Source organism: Planococcus sp. SSTMD024 (assembly GCF_041320495.1).
Lineage (GTDB): Bacteria > Bacillota > Bacilli > Bacillales_A > Planococcaceae > Planococcus.
The window spans coordinates 148,474-163,879 of sequence record NZ_JBGGNS010000022.1; the positions used below are offsets into that span (position 1 = coordinate 148,474).

A 15,406-nucleotide genomic window follows, 5' to 3' on the forward strand; every position below is an offset into this window, starting at 1 on the left:
GCGCCTCCTTTATTTTTACTTTATTTTTTAAAAACCATATAAACTTAGTCGGATTTGACTTAATTACGATAGCCCATGCCCTTTGTTTTGTCAAAGAAGCGAACTCGGCAGGAGAACCAAGTGCAAAAGGCGAAAAAAAGATGAACGAAATGCTGGTTATCAGAAAACTTAAAAATATTCTATAATTTCCCAAAATCTCGTGATACGATAAGACCAAAAGCATAAGCGTATTTCAGCATTGAGCGGAAAGTTGAGGGCGATAAAATGGGTGGAGTCGGTGAAACAGACGGAATGGAGTATTACGAAGCGCAGTATGACTGGGTATGGCCGATGATTGGGTTTATTGCGGTCACGGTTTTAGCGATCATGGGCGTAAACTGGATCCTGCGCAAGATTTTAAGGGTCGAGCGCAAGAAATTTTTCTCCAGTTCGTCGAATTTCGTCAATGAGCGCCATGAAAAAGTGGATGCGTATTTCCGTTGGAGCGGGGCAGCCATTTCCATCGGGGCACTCTTTGTGTTTCAAGAAACCCGGTCGCTGCTTCCGATAGCTGCGTTGCTTGCCGTCAATGGGGTGCAGGGAGCTTACAATGTTTATATGGAAAGAACCCACGCCGACAATCCGAATGATTATAAATACAGCTTTCTGCAATTCATCACCAGTACAGTCATTGTCGGCACGTGCATATTTGCTTTTTTCCCGGATTTTGCCGAATTCATATTGGAGGATATCCGCTTGCTGGCCGATTTTATGAATTAAATGTAAGCGATATAAGAGAGAGCTGCCTGGACAGTTCATTTATATGTAGAGACTGCGTGTGTGTGAATTCAACAAGCTGCTTTTTTATGAACTTAACCGATTGAAGCTTGAAACAAGGAGGAGAGCGGAATGGTCCATCAAGGAAAAGTGCAGCGCTGGCTGCTCGTCATCATGTTACTCGCTGTCAATCTGCCGCCGCTGCTCCTGAGCTCGTTTCCGGACGGGTTTGCGCTGTATTTTCAGTTATTCGTTTCGGCCTTGATTATGCTGGCGTTGTTTATCGAAGCGCGCGTCAAGGTCCGGAATGGCAATATCAGTTACCGTGTTGAGTTATGGGGCTTGCCGCTTTATTACAAAACGGTATACGGAGAGGAAATCCGCCGCATTGAATTCAAGCGCAGCAGTTGGGCGGCGAAAGTGGCGGTGGTGCGTGTGAAAAAAGGTATCGATTTGCGCTTCGCGCTATTCGGTGACGGCTTGTTTGAGGATTTATCGCAATTTGCCAAGCGCAACGATCTGGAGCTCCGCAAGTCCAAAGAGTACGAAACCGTCGAAAAGCTCGGCCAAAACCGGCTTCGTTAATGAAAAAAGTCTGAAAAATGTTTCACGTGAAACAGCGAAAGGGGCAAGTGGGCATGCAGTTGGAGAGTGGGCGTTTGCTGCTGCGCCGGTACCGGGATGAGGATTTTGACTTTCTGCATTCTTTACTGAAACAGCCGGAAGTCATGCGGCATATCGGAAACGGCAAGGTGAAAAGCCGCCAGCAAGCTTTGGAATTCCTGTATTGGATCTATCGCATGTACAAGGAACATCCTGAATATGGCTTGTTTTTGCTGGTGCGCAAAGAAGACGGCAAACGGATCGGCCATGCCGGGCTGGTGCCGCAATCGGTGGATGGACAGACGGAACTGGAAGTTGGTTACTGGCTTGCACCGGAATTCTGGGGCTTTGGCTATGCCCGTGAAGCGGCAAGGCTGCTTTGTGAGAAAGGGTTTACAGAGCACGGGCAAAGCGCACTTGTTTCACTCATTCAACAAGAAAACCATGCCTCACAAAAAGTAGCAGAAGCACTTGGCATGGAATGCGGTGAACCGGTTTTACGCAACGGACAATACGTACTCGTTTACCGGGTGCAGAAGGAGCGATGGCATGCAATTTCCCACACTTGAGACGGAGCGGTTACTGCTGACGGAAATTACAGAGCAGGACACCGATCGTTTTTTCGCGCTCTTGCAGCGTGAAGACGTGACTTATTATTACGGCATGGACCGGTTAGTAAAGAAAGAAGAAGCGCTCGAGATGATCCGAGCTTTTCGCGTCGTGTTTGAATTCATGCGCGGCATGCGCTGGGGCATTCGCTTGCGGGGAGAGGAAGAATTGATCGGAACGATCGGGTTCAACCAACTTCAGCTGCGCTCGAAAAAGACAGAAGTCGGCTACGAGCTGCATCCGGATTATTGGCGCCAAGGGTTGATGGAAGAAGCGCTTTCGGCCGTCCTGGCCTATGCGTTTGATGAGCTGGGGCTTTACCGGGTAGGCGCCACGACCTATCCGGCCAATACCGGGTCGAACCGGCTGTTGAAGAAAATGGGCTTTACGGAAGAAGGGCGGCTCCGCGGCTATTTGTACCAGCGCGGAGAGTCGCACGATGCACTGATCTTTTCGCTGCTGTCCCCTGAATGGCAGATGCAGCAACAAGACAATTGATGACGAGAAAGGAAGCGGCAGGATGTTAGGAAAACAAGGATTCAACGAATGGGCAGCGGAATACGACGACACGGTGCGCGAAAGCGAGCGTCTAGGGACGTATCCGTTTGCAGGCTACAGCGACGTACTGATGGACATTTTCGAAGCAATTGACGACAAGCCACAGGCGTCGGTTCTAGATATCGGCTTTGGGACGGGTGCATTGGCGTCTGCTTTATACGACAAAGGCCATCGTATTTTCGGGATTGATTTTTCATCTGATATGATGGAGCGTGCCAAAAAGAAAATGCCGGAAGCGCAGCTCGTGGAATGGGACATGGCGGATGGCTTGCCGCCTGCTTTTGACGGGCTGTTTTTTGATTGCATCGTCAGTACATACGCGCTTCATCACTTGGAAGACGCGGATAAATGGAGTTTCCTCAAGCAATTGCTGAAAAGGCTGGCGCCGGGAGGGACATTATTGATCGGCGATATTGCTTTTCGGACGCAGGAGGACCGGCAAGCTTGCCGCAATGAGTACGAAAATGTCTGGGACGATGAAGAAGCTTATACCGTTTTTGACGAGCTCGAAGCAGCCCTATCCAATATCGCAAAATGTGAATTCAAAGCGCATTCCCATTGCGGTGCTGTTATTCAATTGCGCCCTGAATGCCCGTTTTGCCATCCGGTCTACGACTTGGACCAGCGCATTGTTTTTGAAACCGCCAATTGCTGGTTCTTGCAGCATGAGAAAGCGCAGGGCGTGCTTGAAGGGTCAGGTGTCATCGTCCCGAAACAGCACCGCGCGTCGCCGTTCGAACTGACGCGGCAAGAATGGCAGGAGACGCAAGAGCTGCTTGGGCATGTGAAACCTTTTCTCGAGCAAATAGCGCCGGATGGCTATACGCTCGGCTGGAATGTCGGCGAAGCGTCGAATCAATCGATCGGCCATAGCCACCTTCATGTCATCCCGCGTTTCAACGATGAACCGTATGCCGGAAAAGGCTTGCGCCACTGGCTGAAAAAACCGGAGAACCGACGCCCTGGCCAAGGCGGCGATGAACGATGAGTTTTCAAGAACAAGCGATGACAGAAGAAAGCGCACGGGACATCCTCTCTTGGCGCTATCCGTATCCTTACGATTTCTATAACGGGGACGCATCGGATGAAAGTTCGCAGGAGCTGATGAACGGCAGCTACCGGGCGGTGTGGGAGCACGGGGAGTTGTTCGGTTTTTATTGCACCGGCAAGGGGGCGCAAGTGCCGGCTGGCCATACATCGAATGCTTATCCGGAGGGGCCAGTCGATATCGGGCTTGGCATGAAACCGGAAAAAACCGGAGCGGGGCGGGGGGCTGCGTTTGTGGATTTTCTGCTCAGTGAAATCAAAAAGCGTCATCCCGGACAAGCACTGCGCCTCACCGTTGCCCAGTTCAATACACGCGCGATCCGTTTGTACGAGAGGGCTGGATTCGTGAAGACCGGTGAGTTCAACAACGACTATGCCGCGTTCCAAGTGATGCTGAAGGATGAGTGACTTTCGGCCGGCATAAGCATCTGCTATAGTAAAACAGGGCGGTATCTATCCGGAACTGCACCTGTAGGAAAGCTTAACAACTCAATAGATCTGCCTTGATCTGAAAAACGACAGGGACGGAGAAACCGACACAATCAAATTCTGTCCGTCCGCTTTATTGCGGCGGGCTTTTTTCACAGGTTTCCTTCCCGGAAGGAGAAAACAATGGAAAATACAGCTTCATTGATGAAGATGAAACAGCAAGGGAACAAGATCGCGATGCTGACGGCCTACGATTACCCGTCCGCCAAAATCGCAGAAGCGGCAGGGATGGATGTGCTGCTTGTCGGCGATTCGCTCGGGATGGTCGTACTCGGCTACGATTCAACTGTCAAAGTGACCGTCGAAGACATGGTCCATCACGGAAAAGCGGCACGAAGAGGGGCACCAGACACCTTCCTCGTCGTCGATATGCCGTTCGGCTCGTTCCATGGCAGCTGGGACCGCACGCTGGAAAATGCCATGCGCATCTTCCAGCAAACGAGCGCCCAAGCCTTGAAACTCGAAGGCGCAGGGGAAGTGCTCGATGTGACACGCAAGCTCGTCGGGGCAGGCATTCCAATTGTCGCCCACCTCGGCTTGTTGCCGCAGTCAGCGGCTGTGCTCGGCGGCTACAAAGTGCAAGGCAAAACCGCCAGCGCCGCCAAGCAATTGATCGAAGACGCCAAAGCGTGCGAAGCGGCAGGCGCCTGCATGCTCGTGCTCGAATGCATCCCGCATCAATTGGCTGCACAAGTCACGAAAGAACTCAACATCCCGGTCATCGGCATCGGCGCCGGCAGCGAAACCGACGGGCAAGTGCTCGTCTACCACGACACCGTCAAATACGGCTCGCACCATTTGCCAAAATTCGTCCAGTCCTACGCAGAAGCAGGCGAAACGATGCAACAAGGGCTCGCCCAGTATGTCGAAGAAGTGAAGAGCGGCGCGTTCCCGAAAGAACAGCACCGCTTCACGATGAAAGAAGAAGAACTCGAGCAGCTGTACGGGTCGAAATAAAAGAGATTGCCTTCTTAAGCCATTTTCACGGCGGATGAGGGCAATCTTTTTCAATGAGTGCTTTTGGAACTGTAGCCGATATACAAAAAGCCGAGGCCGGTAATCAAAGTCATAACGGCACAGGCCATGCCGACTGCGCTTGCCCCGATACCGGAGCCGACGAAAGGGCCGATGATTCAAAGAAAGGAATACCGCCCATACCAAAAAAGGCAATAGAAACGCTGTCACATATCCCAAATGGATCCACCGGTGCCGTTGCTTGTCGGCAAAAGCTTTCACTAAAAAAATCAGCAGTGCAATGTAGGCAGCCAGTACAAAAATCACGGCAAGTCGATCCTATTTTGCATTCAGTCGATTACGGTTCCTGAAAGCCGAACATCGCGACAAAAAGCAAGAAAGCATACAGCACGAAAAGAATGGCATGCCCGCTAGTGAGCAGCATCCGGTAAACAGTCCTGACCCCGAACCAAGCTGCAGCGAATCCGATGACGGCCAGCACGAGCGGCGAGTAGAAACCGAGCGCGAATAGCCCATCGAATAACAGTATTCCTAACCGGCTGCTAGAATATGCGAAGGGAATGAGCAGTGCGAGAAACAACAGGAACGAAAAGATGGACAGCAGTTTCTGTTTCATCGAAAACCTCCTAATTTACGGTTCGGATATGCTATGCCCCAGCAACAGCAGGAAGATAAAGCCGGAGAGAGCTGTGAAAAAGATGCCATTTGTAATGACGCTGAAAAATATAATCGGTTTATTTTTAGTGCGTATGCCGACAACTATAGCCAGCAGAAATCCAAGGTCGATGAGGCCATAGACGAAGAAATAAACCCAGAAATTCATATTCGGAAGTTGCCAACCAATCACTAGCACTAAAATAGATGCGAGGACCAAGGACAAAGTCAGCACAATCGGTTTTGCTTCAGTAAAAGTTCCTCGCGTCTTCGTCTCCAAAATAGCACACCTCATTTATCAGTATAAAACCGCTCAATAAGCCACATATACCCCCACCGCCAGGACTATTATAATCGCCAACGCCCGGATCCAGATCAACTTATCGCTGATGCCAGCTTTCTTTTCCAAGTAGTATATGTAGTGAACTAAGATGATCAGCCCAGCACAGGGCAGAAAAAACTGAGCGGGGTTCATGTCCATATTGCCGATAACCAATTGAAAGATGCCAAAAGTCAGGAGCAACATCCCTATAGCGCCGATGCTTAACGAAAAGTATGGATTGTGTATCTTCTTCTCTTTCCTTCCTTGATTCGAACCCATTGCTCCACCTCTTTATTAGAAATTGCTTTAACTCTTTGCTTAAGCAGATCATGTCCCCAAAACAAACGGCGAAATCATCAGCAAAACGGAAGCGGAGATCAATAAAACCGTAATAGCCCGCGGAAGCTTATCGCGCCCTGTTCCTTGATGCGAGCCTGAAAACTGCAATTTATTGCGGTACAGCACAAAAATCAGCACCAGCATCGCGACACCGCCGAGCCATCGATACGGTTCGGTACCGGGACTGCTCGAATAAATCCCTGTTAAAACCAATCCGCCGCCCATCCCCAAGGTCACCAAAATGGCAAAGACACGGACCAGTTCGAGAAGTGTTTTCATCCTTGACCCTCCCATAAACTTTGTCTTTCCGTGAATGTAACGCTTTTTAAATCGTATTATTATAGAAAGAAATCAGTTTATTCCCTTCAGTCTAACATATAAAAGGAAGAATTTAACTCCTTGGCAGAATTCAATAGATGCAAAAAAGGCAGTGCCCGAGATTCTCGGGCACTGCCTTTTATTTATAGCGTATGGTTATCAACCACCGACGTAGCTGACTGGGTCAACCGCGTTCGAGCGAGCGCCGTTCCAGCTGCCGATGTGGATTTCAAAGTGCAAATGCGGGCCAGTTGAACGCCCAGTGTTGCCCATGCCGCCGATTTTCTGTCCTTGCGAGACTGCTTGGCCGACAGAGACATTGATGGAATTCAAATGCGCGTAGGCTGTAGCATAGCTTTGCCCATTGATGACGTGGGTAATGATGATGACATTGCCGTAACCGCCCATTGAACCAGCGTGCGATACATATCCGCTTGCTGCTGCGTGGATTGGCGTTCCTGGGCTATTGGCGATATCCATGCCCAGGTGAGACTCGGCTCCAGCACCGATGTCACGGCCGCCGAAACCTGAAGTGTAGCGTCCAGCTGCCGGGCGGATGAAGCCAGCGCTTGATTTAGGCGCTGCCGCTTGTGTGACAGTGGCTGCAGGAGCGCTGGATTGTGCTGCTTTTTTAGCTGCCGCTTTGCGGGCTGCTGCTTCTTTCGCTTTGCGTTCTTCTTCTGCTTTACGTGCGATTTCCGCTAGGCGTTTTTGTTCTTTGCCGATTTTCTTTTCAAGTGAAGAACTGATGTTCATGGCTTTTGCATGATCTTCTTCAAGTTTTGATTTTTCTTTTGCCAGGCGTTTTTGTTCTGCTTTCAAATCATCCTGCAAATCGTCTTGCTTTTTCTTTTGCGCGTCTAATGAATCTTTCAAGTCCACAAGTTCTGCTTTTTGGCTTTCTTGTTTCGCGAGTTTTTCTTCAACTTCCGCTTTTTGTTCAGCCAATAGCTTTTTATCCGCTGCCTGTTCGCGCATGATTTCACGGTCTGCTTCAATCAATGTGTTGACGGCAGAAGCGCGGTCGATAAAGTCGACAAAGCTGTTCGCCCCAAGCAATACATCGATATAGTCAACGGAACCGCCGCTGAGTTGAATGGCGCGTGCCCGTTCTTGCAAAAGTTCTTCGCGTTCTGCGATTTTGCGTTCCAGTTCTTCAATCGATTCTTTCAACTCATCGATTTCGGCTTTCGTTTGGTCGATCTGAGCTTGAACCCCGTCGATCTTGCCCTGGGTTTCTTCGATTTCGCCGTTCAATTCCTGGATTTTGTTCATGATTTTTTCAAGCTTCGTCTGATTCTCGACGATTGCGTTATTCTTTGACTGGATCTCCGAATTCAAGTTGTTCTTCTTTTGCTCGACCTGTTGTTTTTCTTTTTCGAGGTCGGACAATTTATCAGCACTTGCTGTTGGCAAGAAAATCGATAGCGCCAGAACAGCCGATAATGCTGCTACGAACCATTTAGACCATGTGTTCAATGTGTTGTGCTCCTTTCGCATTCCGTTAATCATTATTGTTTCTCTATATAAGAATTCTTTTCTGAAGTAATAAAATCTAATGATGTCATGAAAAAAAGCCGTCAAAAAATCCGGCAGACCCATTGTACCACCGCATAAACCTATTTATTATTACAGTTTCTTATCAAATGTCGGGATATACTGTCATAAGCGACACATAAGCCGATGGAATGTAATATTTTATAAGTATAAAGTAATGTTTTTGCAGAATAATTCATATTATCTCTTATTTCAGATAGGGCTGGGGTCAGCCGGCACTCTTTGTTTCGTATTACGAAGGAAGCGTTTTCACCATTCGGGCAGGAGAAGAAGGGAGAAAAACGGAAAGGGTGGGATGGCAACATACAAAAAGGAGTGATGGATCGATGAAATCATTGAAAAAAGGGGCATTAACATTATCATTGGCGGGGGCTCTTGCAATGAGTGCAGTGCCGATGAACTCTTCGGTAGTGGAGGCGGTCGGCAACGGGCCAGGATACGGCGGCAATGAAACAATCAACACATCCATTTTAAAAACTTATTCGGAAATGGCCGATTTTTTGAAAAAACAGGATGCCAAACAAGAAAACATGGAACTTGAAGTCATCGGGCAAAGCGTAAAAGGGCGCGACTTGTACGCAGCAAAATATATGAGCAACCCGGAAAACCCGACCATCCTGTTCTTGACGCAGCAACACGGAAATGAACAGCTGACGACAGAAGGCGCGCTTGAATTCATCAAGCATCTAGGCACAGGTAAAATGAAAGGCGTTACGGATAACGTCAATATCCTGGTTGTGCCGATGCTCAATGCAGACGGCGCCATGGGAGATGTCGATTTCTCATTGGATGATTACGTAGCGTCAGGCGATCGCAACTTAACGCGTTACAATGCAGTTGGCGTTGACTTGAACCGTGACCACATCACAAAAATCCAACCCGAAACGAAAGCCTTGCACACGAACGTGATGAGCAAATACGACATCGATTACATGATTGATTTGCATCATCAAGGAGCAAACAGCGAGCGCGATGGAAAGCTGGTCTCGGGATCGATTCTGTATCCGACAACGCCAAACGTCGACCCTGAAGTACTTGAAGGATCCAAAAAACTTGGGGCGGTCGTATTTGATGCCGTCGATTCCACTGGGTGGGGCCACCTCGGCAAATACCGCGGCGGCGACGCTGAAACCATCAGCCGCAACGGTATTGCAGTCGAGTACGGGATCTCGACATTGCTCTTTGAAATGCGTGGGATGTCCGACCACGAATACGAGCCGTATGTCCTTGGACAGAAGAGCAACGGCTATTTGATCAAGCAAACTGTAACGACTTTGGAATCGACTGTACGCGCCATTGCAGATGGGTCGATCGATACGCAAGACACGTCATTCTGGGATACGCTGGCATTCCAGCAAACCCGCGAAACGGAATAAGACGAAGAAAAGCCTTTCCCGCTTTTATCGGGAAAGGCTTTTCTTATTGTGGAGCTTGTTATTCGTCTGCGTCGATGTCTTCTTGGTTTCTGCGGACCACGAGCACGTCGCATTTGGCCGTGCGGACGATGCGTTCGGAAACGCTACCCATGATCAGGCGTTCCGCTGCGTTCAATCCGGTAGCGCCACAAACGATGACGTCTACTTTCAGCTCATTTGCCAGTTTTTTTGGAATGAGCGTTTTCGGTGAACCGTATTCGATCATCGTATGGACATTCGTTGCGCCGTGTGAAGAAGCTTCTTCCTTATAACGAGCAAGCAGTTCTTCACCGCTTTTCAGTGCGCGGTCGGCAATCGTGCGGTCGTACGCTTCAATGGAGCCGAATGAGCGGTTATCGATGACATGCACCAAGTAAAGTTCCGCATTGTTCCGGGAAGCCGCTGCAGCAGCTTTTTTGAAAGCCCATTCCGCTTCTTTGGAACCATCCACTGCCACCATGATTCGGGAATATTTCAAAGTCATTGTCCATTCCTCCTTCTATACTGCTATCATTTCGATACCTAATCCGGGACTTCCTTCTTTTTCAGAAAATTTCCTATGAGCTTCGACAGAATTGTGAAAACGCGACCAAATTTTATGAAAAATATGGTACGCTTGAAAAAAAACAGGAGCACGAGAAAGGAGGAGAACCCTTTGGAATCAGGGATCGGCAAGTTGACACCAGAGCTCGAGAAGCTATTGACGATCAGCCATCAAGTGAAAGAATATCAAAAAGGCGATTATCTTTTCCGTGAAGGGGAGGCAGTAAAAGGCCTCTATATTCTCCGTTCCGGAAAAGTGCAAATCGGAAAAGTAACACCGGACGGCCGTGAATTGGCATTGAAGATTTGCGGAGCCGGGCAGATGGTCGGCGAGATTACCGTTTTCGCAGAAGGCGCCACTTATTTGCTGGATGCCCGTGCGCTGACCAAGACCGCCTGTTTGAAAATTCCCGTAGAAGAGCTGGAACAATCGCTTGAAAAAGACCCAGCGCTTGCGATAGCGTTCATGAAATGGATGGGCATCGATCAGCAGAAAACACAGACCCGCTTCCGGGATTTGATGCTCCATGGCAAAAAAGGGGCGTTGTATTCGACGTTGATCCGCCTTGGCAACAGCTATGGCGTAGAAGCGGAAGGCGGCTTATTGATCGACGTCGTGCTGACGAACCAGGAGTTGGCGAATTTCTGCGGCATGAGCCGGGAAATGGTCAACCGGATGCTCAGCGATTTGCGTAAACAAGGAACCGTCGGCATGAAGGACGGCAAAATTGTTCTATACAATATCCCGAAACTGAAATTCGACATCAATTGCGAAGAATGCCCGATCTACCTCTGCAAAATCGACTGATTATGAAGCCTGCCGCAACGGCAGGCTTTTTGTGTGTTCTAGTAAAATCGGCTTTTTCTACTTAAGAGGGTGGCGCAAAGGAATTATATAGCTGAACAGATAAGAGCAATGAAAGGAAAAGCTTCCGCTTTTCGACTGCGTTGCAGGGGGCTGCTTGGGGCTCGCAGGATGCGAGTCATGCAGCTGATGCGACAGGACGTCGCGCTTTCAGCTGCCCGGGGATTGGGCGGGTGCCCGGCCAACGTGCCAAATTTCTCTGTGTTCGTGCATCGCTTGATACGCGTTGCTCAATTCTCACTGCGTTCGAACATCGCAGAAGAACCGTTGCTCCCACATCTGCTCAACCCTAACAGTGTTCGGGCCTCGCAAAAAACATCTGCTACGCAGATGCGTCGCAAATGAATGGTCTCGGCTTCCCCTCGCCATCCATTCACCCCTTCCACTCCGTCTCTAGTTTTAGAGCCTAAGATCATTTCTTCAGTTCATTTAAATTAGCTTATAAAAACGCATCCTATTCTGTTGCTTGTTTCAAACAGGTCGAAGAATGAAGTGTCGCATGTCTCCATTCACTAAACAAACCAACAAGTAAGCATAATCTATTCAAGCGCCGGTTTATCAGACGCAACATCTCAGGAAGCGATTTCCCCACTAGCCGGCAATTGCATATTGAAGCAGATCTGATTAAACGCACCCGAATCAACGAGATCTCCAAGGCGCCGAGCGTAAAGGGGTGAGCCGATGCCGTAAGACAGGCGCTCTTCCTGGCTTATGGCAAGAGGCCAACCCAAAGCACGGCGGCGAATACCAACATGAAGCTCCAATAGAACAGGGAAACAACGCCACTCGCAAATCCTAACTATCTTCAATCACCCTGATCCGGGAATCGATTCCCCCACTAGCCTGCAACTCGTAAAGAAGCAGATCAGATTAAACACACCCGAATCAACGAAATCTCTCAGCCGCCGAGCGTAAAAGGGTGAGCCGACACAGTAAGACAAGTGTTCTTCTTGGCTTACAGTGAGAGGCCAACCCAAAGCCCGGCGGCGACTACCAATATGAAGCACCAATAGAACAGCGAAACAACGCCACACACTAACCCCAGCTATCTCCACCATTCATTCCAACAAATAGCAACTACCCAAAAGCCTGCCGACCCGCAGGCTTTATTTTTTTGGCAAAAATATGAACGGGTGAAAATAAAAGCGGTCAGGTGTGATTTATGTCACAGCTAAACCGAAACTTAGGTCCTATGCTAAAGGAAATAGCAAACGAGTGATGAGGTGGAAGCAATGGATAAGAAGCAATCGGATCATGATGTGAATTTGAAGGGGACACTCGTCAGTGTATTCTTCGTCGGCATCGTCATCGTTGCCATGTGGGTTGCCGTATATTTGATGTATGTAGCGAGATAAAAAAGGAGAGATTCATCATGCATTTCCATAAATATGAGAAGATTTGGCTCAGTTTCGGCATCGTTTCGCTCATCGTCTTTTTGAGCGTCGTCGGCGTCAGCGCGTTTTCGCAAAACCACACCCCGTCCGGAGGAATGGACACCATCGACCCGGAGAAAGTGAACGAAACCGCCCCGTTCGACAACCCGGGCGTGACGCAATTGGACGAAGACACTTACCAAGTGGCGATCGTCGCACTGGCTTTTGGCTACAACGCACCGGACTTGCGCGTGCCGGCCGGAAAGGAAATCATTTTCAAAGTCACCAGCACGGACGTGGTGCACAGCTTTACGATCGACAATACGAAAGTCAACATGATGGTCGTTCCGGGACGGGTCACGACCAAATCTTACACATTTGAAAAACCCGGCAAGTATTTGATTCTGTGCAACGAATACTGTGGCACCGGGCACCATATGATGTCTGCAGAAATTGAGGTGTACTGAAATGATTGCCCAACCAGAACGTAAAATCGCTTTATGGCACTTAGGTGTCGCGTATACCGCTTTTTTGATCGGCACGCTCATGGGCGTATTGCAGGTCTTTATCCGCAACGACGCCCTCCAGCTCCCAGCTTGGCTTGATTATTACCAAATCCTGACCGCACACGGCGTCTTGCTTGCACTTATTTATACAACCTTTTTTATTTTCGCCTTCTTTATCACCGGCATGAGCAAAAGCCTTGGCAGCTTCGGCCCGAAAGTCCGCTTGTATTCATGGGTTGGCCTGTGGGTGACTTTACTCGGAACCGTCATGGCCACGGTGATGATCATCGCCGGGGAAGCTTCGGTCCTTTATACCTTTTATGCCCCGATGAAAGCGAACGGCTTTTATTATGTCGGGTTGGCTTTGGTTATTGTCGGCACCTGGATCTCGAGTTTTGCCTTGGTCGGCCATTATATGGTGTGGCGGCGTAACAATAAAGGACAATTGAGCCCCTTGTTCGCCTTCATGACGGTTACGACCATCATTTTATGGATCATCGCCTGTCTCGGCGTTGTGGCTACCGTGTTGTTCCAATACATTCCGTGGGCGTTCGGCTGGACGGATACGATCAATGTGGAATTGAGCCGTTCCTTGTTCTGGTATTTTGGCCATCCGCTCGTGTATTTCTGGCTGCTTCCGGCGTACATCGCCTGGTACACGATCGTACCGAAACTGCTTGGAGTGAAAGTGTTCAGCGATTCCTTGGCGCGCCTTGCGTTCGTCTTGTTCATCCTGTTCTCGATTCCGGTCGGCTTCCACCACCAATTGACGGAGCCAGGGATCTCGAACTTCTGGAAATTCCTGCAGGTCGTCTTGACGTTCATGGTCATCGTGCCGTCGCTCATGACGGCGTTCTCGATGTTTGCGACCTTTGAAATTTCAGGGCGCAAAAAAGGCGGCACCGGCCTCTTCGGCTGGTTCAAGAAATTGCCGTGGCGGGATATACGGTTCACCTCGATTTTTATCGCCATGGCGTTCTTCATTCCTGGGGGCGCTGGCGGAATCATCAATGCCAGTTTCCAATTGAATGAAGTCGTCCACAATACCTTATGGATTGTCGGGCATTTCCATATTACCGTCGGAACGCCTGTTGCAATGACGTTTATGGGCTTGACCTTTTGGCTCATCCCGTATTTGACGGGCCGCCGTTTCACGAAGCGCATGCAGCGCCTCGGCTTTGTCCAGATTATCACTTGGTCGATCGGCATGCTGCTCATGTCGACCGCTCAGCACGTATTAGGCTTGATGGGGGCGCCGCGCCGAACGGCTTACAGCGGCTATAACGACCACCCGTCGGCGATGGAATGGTTCGACGGCATCATCTCGAACCATGTAACGATGGCAATCGGCGGGACGATTTTGTTCCTGTCCGCCATGATCTTGATGTATATCGTCATCATGACGATGTTCGTTTCGCCAAAAGCGGAAATGCCTGAACAGAGGGTGGAATTTCCGCTGGCGGAAAGCGATATGTCCCATACGCCGAAATGGTTGGAGAACTGGTGGATTTGGATCGGCATTGCCGCCGCCTTAATCATCATTGCATACGCGATTCCACTGACCCATATGATTCAACATGCACCGCCTGGCTCGAAAGGATTTATTACATGGTAGGAGTTGAGGACAATGTTCACAATGGTAATCGCATTAATGGCCATTTTTATCGTTTTCACCGCGATGCTTGTTGAGTTGTCGGTGACGGACGAAGACTGACGAAGAGCTGTTCCGGCAATATGCCGGGACAGCTTTTTTCTATGCGTGACAGGTTGGAAATTGTATTTGAGCGGCATCTTCTATAGTATTTTAGGAAGAAGAAAGAGGTGGATGTGATGGGGTGGATGGACTGGGTTTTCACCGCCGTGAGCGTTATTTGGCTGGTCGAATTCATCGTTTTTAAAAACCGTGAGACCGGTCAAGGCGACCCGGTCGAAAAAAGGACCTTCTTTGGGATTCTATTGTCGCTGATTGCCACCATCGTGGCTGGTTTTGGGCTTCAGGAGTTGGCGGAAACCGACATTGCCTCGGTGCTCAGGCCGATTGGGCTCGTGCTGCTGATTACCGGCGTCTTTTTGCGGTTTTGGGGGATCATTCATTTGAAATCACAATTTACGCGCCACGTGACGGTGCGTGAAGGCGATACGATCGTCAGCAGCGGCCCTTACCGCAAGCTGCGCCACCCGCTTTATACCGGCTTGTTTTTGATCGGCATCGGCATGGCGCTGTTCTTCACGAGCCTGATTGCGGCGCTTGCCGGCGGCTTGTTGCTCGCTTTTGCGCTCAATAAACGCATGCAGCACGAAGAAGCCTTGCTCGTCGAAAAGTTCGGCCCCGAGTATAAGGAATGGATGAAGCACCGCGCCCGCTTGATTCCTTATATTTATTGAAGCTCAGCTATCGCGAATAAAGAAGTGGAAATCCCGGATCTTGCATCCGGGATTTTTCTATTGCAAAAAACCGAAGCGTTTCATTTTACATC

At 49.5% G+C, this 15,406-nt stretch carries 19 protein-coding genes and 1 pseudogene; 14 read left to right on the top strand and 6 right to left on the bottom strand.

The genetic code is table 11. The annotated features are described in order from the left end of the window. Positions 1 to 264 precede the first annotated feature (264 nt). From AB9R92_RS09560 to panB, 8 genes and pseudogenes are all read left to right on the top strand, one after another. Entirely contained in the window at positions 265 to 759 is a 495-nt protein-coding gene (locus AB9R92_RS09560; protein ID WP_370669232.1) for a DUF4181 domain-containing protein, read from the top strand. A 129-nt stretch (positions 760 to 888) separates the two neighbouring features. Further along, positions 889 to 1,341 (top strand): hypothetical protein, encoded by a 453-nt coding sequence (locus AB9R92_RS09565; protein WP_370669233.1) that lies wholly within the window; start codon positions 889 to 891, stop codon positions 1,339 to 1,341. 53 nt (positions 1,342 to 1,394) lie between these two features. Further along, positions 1,395 to 1,928, top strand: a complete 534-nt coding sequence (locus AB9R92_RS09570; RefSeq protein ID WP_370669234.1) for a GNAT family N-acetyltransferase — start codon at positions 1,395 to 1,397, stop codon at positions 1,926 to 1,928. Next, positions 1,909 to 2,466: a GNAT family N-acetyltransferase gene (locus AB9R92_RS09575; protein WP_370669235.1), complete on the top strand. Its 558-nt coding sequence runs from the start codon at positions 1,909 to 1,911 to the stop codon at positions 2,464 to 2,466. The genes AB9R92_RS09570 and AB9R92_RS09575 overlap by 20 nt, the downstream gene beginning before the upstream one ends. A gap of 130 nt (positions 2,467 to 2,596) precedes the next feature. Beyond that, positions 2,597 to 3,010: pseudogene (locus tag AB9R92_RS09580) on the top strand (class I SAM-dependent methyltransferase); the annotation flags it as partial. A gap of 87 nt (positions 3,011 to 3,097) precedes the next feature. Then, on the top strand, positions 3,098 to 3,514 hold the full coding sequence (locus tag AB9R92_RS09585; RefSeq protein WP_370670086.1) for an HIT family protein: 417 nt from the start codon (positions 3,098 to 3,100) through the stop codon (positions 3,512 to 3,514). Continuing rightward, a complete protein-coding gene (locus AB9R92_RS09590; protein ID WP_370669236.1) occupies positions 3,511 to 3,981 on the top strand; it encodes a GNAT family N-acetyltransferase in 471 nt (156 codons plus the stop codon). Before AB9R92_RS09585 ends, AB9R92_RS09590 begins: the two co-directional genes overlap by 4 nt. A gap of 204 nt (positions 3,982 to 4,185) precedes the next feature. Then, the gene (gene panB, locus AB9R92_RS09595) at positions 4,186 to 5,019 is read left to right on the top strand and encodes a 3-methyl-2-oxobutanoate hydroxymethyltransferase (protein ID WP_370669237.1); all 834 of its coding nucleotides are present in this window, start codon (positions 4,186 to 4,188) and stop codon (positions 5,017 to 5,019) included. Positions 5,020 to 5,374: 355 nt separating this feature from the next. On the opposite strand, the gene AB9R92_RS09600 is transcribed toward panB, so the two are convergent. The 5 genes from AB9R92_RS09600 to AB9R92_RS09620 form a co-directional block, all read right to left on the bottom strand. After that, positions 5,375 to 5,653 (bottom strand): hypothetical protein, encoded by a 279-nt coding sequence (locus tag AB9R92_RS09600; RefSeq protein ID WP_370669238.1) that lies wholly within the window; start codon positions 5,651 to 5,653, stop codon positions 5,375 to 5,377. A gap of 15 nt (positions 5,654 to 5,668) precedes the next feature. Beyond that, positions 5,669 to 5,971, bottom strand: a complete 303-nt coding sequence (locus AB9R92_RS09605; protein ID WP_370669239.1) for a hypothetical protein — start codon at positions 5,969 to 5,971, stop codon at positions 5,669 to 5,671. Between the two features lie 33 nt (positions 5,972 to 6,004). Further along, on the bottom strand, positions 6,005 to 6,292 hold the full coding sequence (locus AB9R92_RS09610) for a hypothetical protein (RefSeq protein ID WP_370669240.1): 288 nt from the start codon (positions 6,290 to 6,292) through the stop codon (positions 6,005 to 6,007). 48 nt (positions 6,293 to 6,340) lie between these two features. Next, complete coding sequence (locus AB9R92_RS09615) at positions 6,341 to 6,631, bottom strand: hypothetical protein (protein ID WP_370669241.1); 291 nt, start codon at positions 6,629 to 6,631, stop codon at positions 6,341 to 6,343. A 198-nt stretch (positions 6,632 to 6,829) separates the two neighbouring features. Continuing rightward, positions 6,830 to 8,149: a murein hydrolase activator EnvC family protein gene (locus tag AB9R92_RS09620; protein WP_370669242.1), complete on the bottom strand. Its 1,320-nt coding sequence runs from the start codon at positions 8,147 to 8,149 to the stop codon at positions 6,830 to 6,832. A 404-nt stretch (positions 8,150 to 8,553) separates the two neighbouring features. On the opposite strand from AB9R92_RS09620, the gene AB9R92_RS09625 reads away from it, so the two are divergent. Then, positions 8,554 to 9,603, top strand: a complete 1,050-nt coding sequence (locus AB9R92_RS09625) for a M14 family zinc carboxypeptidase (RefSeq protein ID WP_370669243.1) — start codon at positions 8,554 to 8,556, stop codon at positions 9,601 to 9,603. Positions 9,604 to 9,661: 58 nt separating this feature from the next. On the opposite strand, the gene AB9R92_RS09630 is transcribed toward AB9R92_RS09625, so the two are convergent. Then, the gene (locus AB9R92_RS09630; RefSeq protein ID WP_370669244.1) at positions 9,662 to 10,126 is read right to left on the bottom strand and encodes a universal stress protein; all 465 of its coding nucleotides are present in this window, start codon (positions 10,124 to 10,126) and stop codon (positions 9,662 to 9,664) included. Between the two features lie 171 nt (positions 10,127 to 10,297). On the opposite strand from AB9R92_RS09630, the gene AB9R92_RS09635 reads away from it, so the two are divergent. From AB9R92_RS09635 to AB9R92_RS09655, 5 genes are all read left to right on the top strand, one after another. After that, complete coding sequence (locus AB9R92_RS09635) at positions 10,298 to 10,993, top strand: Crp/Fnr family transcriptional regulator (RefSeq protein WP_370669245.1); 696 nt, start codon at positions 10,298 to 10,300, stop codon at positions 10,991 to 10,993. Positions 10,994 to 12,282: 1,289 nt separating this feature from the next. Next, entirely contained in the window at positions 12,283 to 12,405 is a 123-nt protein-coding gene (locus AB9R92_RS09640; RefSeq protein ID WP_068870976.1) for a cytochrome C oxidase subunit II, read from the top strand. Positions 12,406 to 12,422: 17 nt separating this feature from the next. Beyond that, entirely contained in the window at positions 12,423 to 12,890 is a 468-nt protein-coding gene (locus AB9R92_RS09645; RefSeq protein ID WP_370669246.1) for a cytochrome c oxidase subunit II, read from the top strand. Position 12,891: 1 nt separating this feature from the next. After that, positions 12,892 to 14,544: a b(o/a)3-type cytochrome-c oxidase subunit 1 gene (locus tag AB9R92_RS09650; RefSeq protein ID WP_370669247.1), complete on the top strand. Its 1,653-nt coding sequence runs from the start codon at positions 12,892 to 12,894 to the stop codon at positions 14,542 to 14,544. Between the two features lie 215 nt (positions 14,545 to 14,759). Beyond that, a complete protein-coding gene (locus AB9R92_RS09655) occupies positions 14,760 to 15,314 on the top strand; it encodes a methyltransferase family protein (protein ID WP_370669248.1) in 555 nt (184 codons plus the stop codon). The last annotated feature ends 92 nt before the right edge of the window (positions 15,315 to 15,406 follow it).

Excerpts from the sequence above, each read along its gene's own strand:
- AB9R92_RS09560 (WP_370669232.1), top strand. The coding sequence starts at position 265 with ATGGGTGGAGTCGGTGAAACAGACGGAATGGAGTATTACGAAGCGCAG.
- AB9R92_RS09565 (WP_370669233.1), top strand. The coding sequence starts at position 889 with ATGGTCCATCAAGGAAAAGTGCAGCGCTGGCTGCTCGTCATCATGTTA.
- AB9R92_RS09570 (WP_370669234.1), top strand. The coding sequence starts at position 1,395 with ATGCAGTTGGAGAGTGGGCGTTTGCTGCTGCGCCGGTACCGGGATGAG.
- AB9R92_RS09575 (WP_370669235.1), top strand. The coding sequence starts at position 1,909 with ATGCAATTTCCCACACTTGAGACGGAGCGGTTACTGCTGACGGAAATT.
- AB9R92_RS09590 (WP_370669236.1), top strand. The coding sequence starts at position 3,511 with ATGAGTTTTCAAGAACAAGCGATGACAGAAGAAAGCGCACGGGACATC.
- panB (WP_370669237.1), top strand. The coding sequence starts at position 4,186 with ATGGAAAATACAGCTTCATTGATGAAGATGAAACAGCAAGGGAACAAG.
- AB9R92_RS09600 (WP_370669238.1), bottom strand. The coding sequence starts at position 5,653 with ATGAAACAGAAACTGCTGTCCATCTTTTCGTTCCTGTTGTTTCTCGCA.
- AB9R92_RS09610 (WP_370669240.1), bottom strand. The coding sequence starts at position 6,292 with ATGGGTTCGAATCAAGGAAGGAAAGAGAAGAAGATACACAATCCATAC.
- AB9R92_RS09615 (WP_370669241.1), bottom strand. The coding sequence starts at position 6,631 with ATGAAAACACTTCTCGAACTGGTCCGTGTCTTTGCCATTTTGGTGACC.
- AB9R92_RS09625 (WP_370669243.1), top strand. The coding sequence starts at position 8,554 with ATGAAATCATTGAAAAAAGGGGCATTAACATTATCATTGGCGGGGGCT.
- AB9R92_RS09630 (WP_370669244.1), bottom strand. The coding sequence starts at position 10,126 with ATGACTTTGAAATATTCCCGAATCATGGTGGCAGTGGATGGTTCCAAA.
- AB9R92_RS09640 (WP_068870976.1), top strand. The coding sequence starts at position 12,283 with ATGGATAAGAAGCAATCGGATCATGATGTGAATTTGAAGGGGACACTC.
- AB9R92_RS09645 (WP_370669246.1), top strand. The coding sequence starts at position 12,423 with ATGCATTTCCATAAATATGAGAAGATTTGGCTCAGTTTCGGCATCGTT.
- AB9R92_RS09650 (WP_370669247.1), top strand. The coding sequence starts at position 12,892 with ATGATTGCCCAACCAGAACGTAAAATCGCTTTATGGCACTTAGGTGTC.
- AB9R92_RS09655 (WP_370669248.1), top strand. The coding sequence starts at position 14,760 with ATGGGGTGGATGGACTGGGTTTTCACCGCCGTGAGCGTTATTTGGCTG.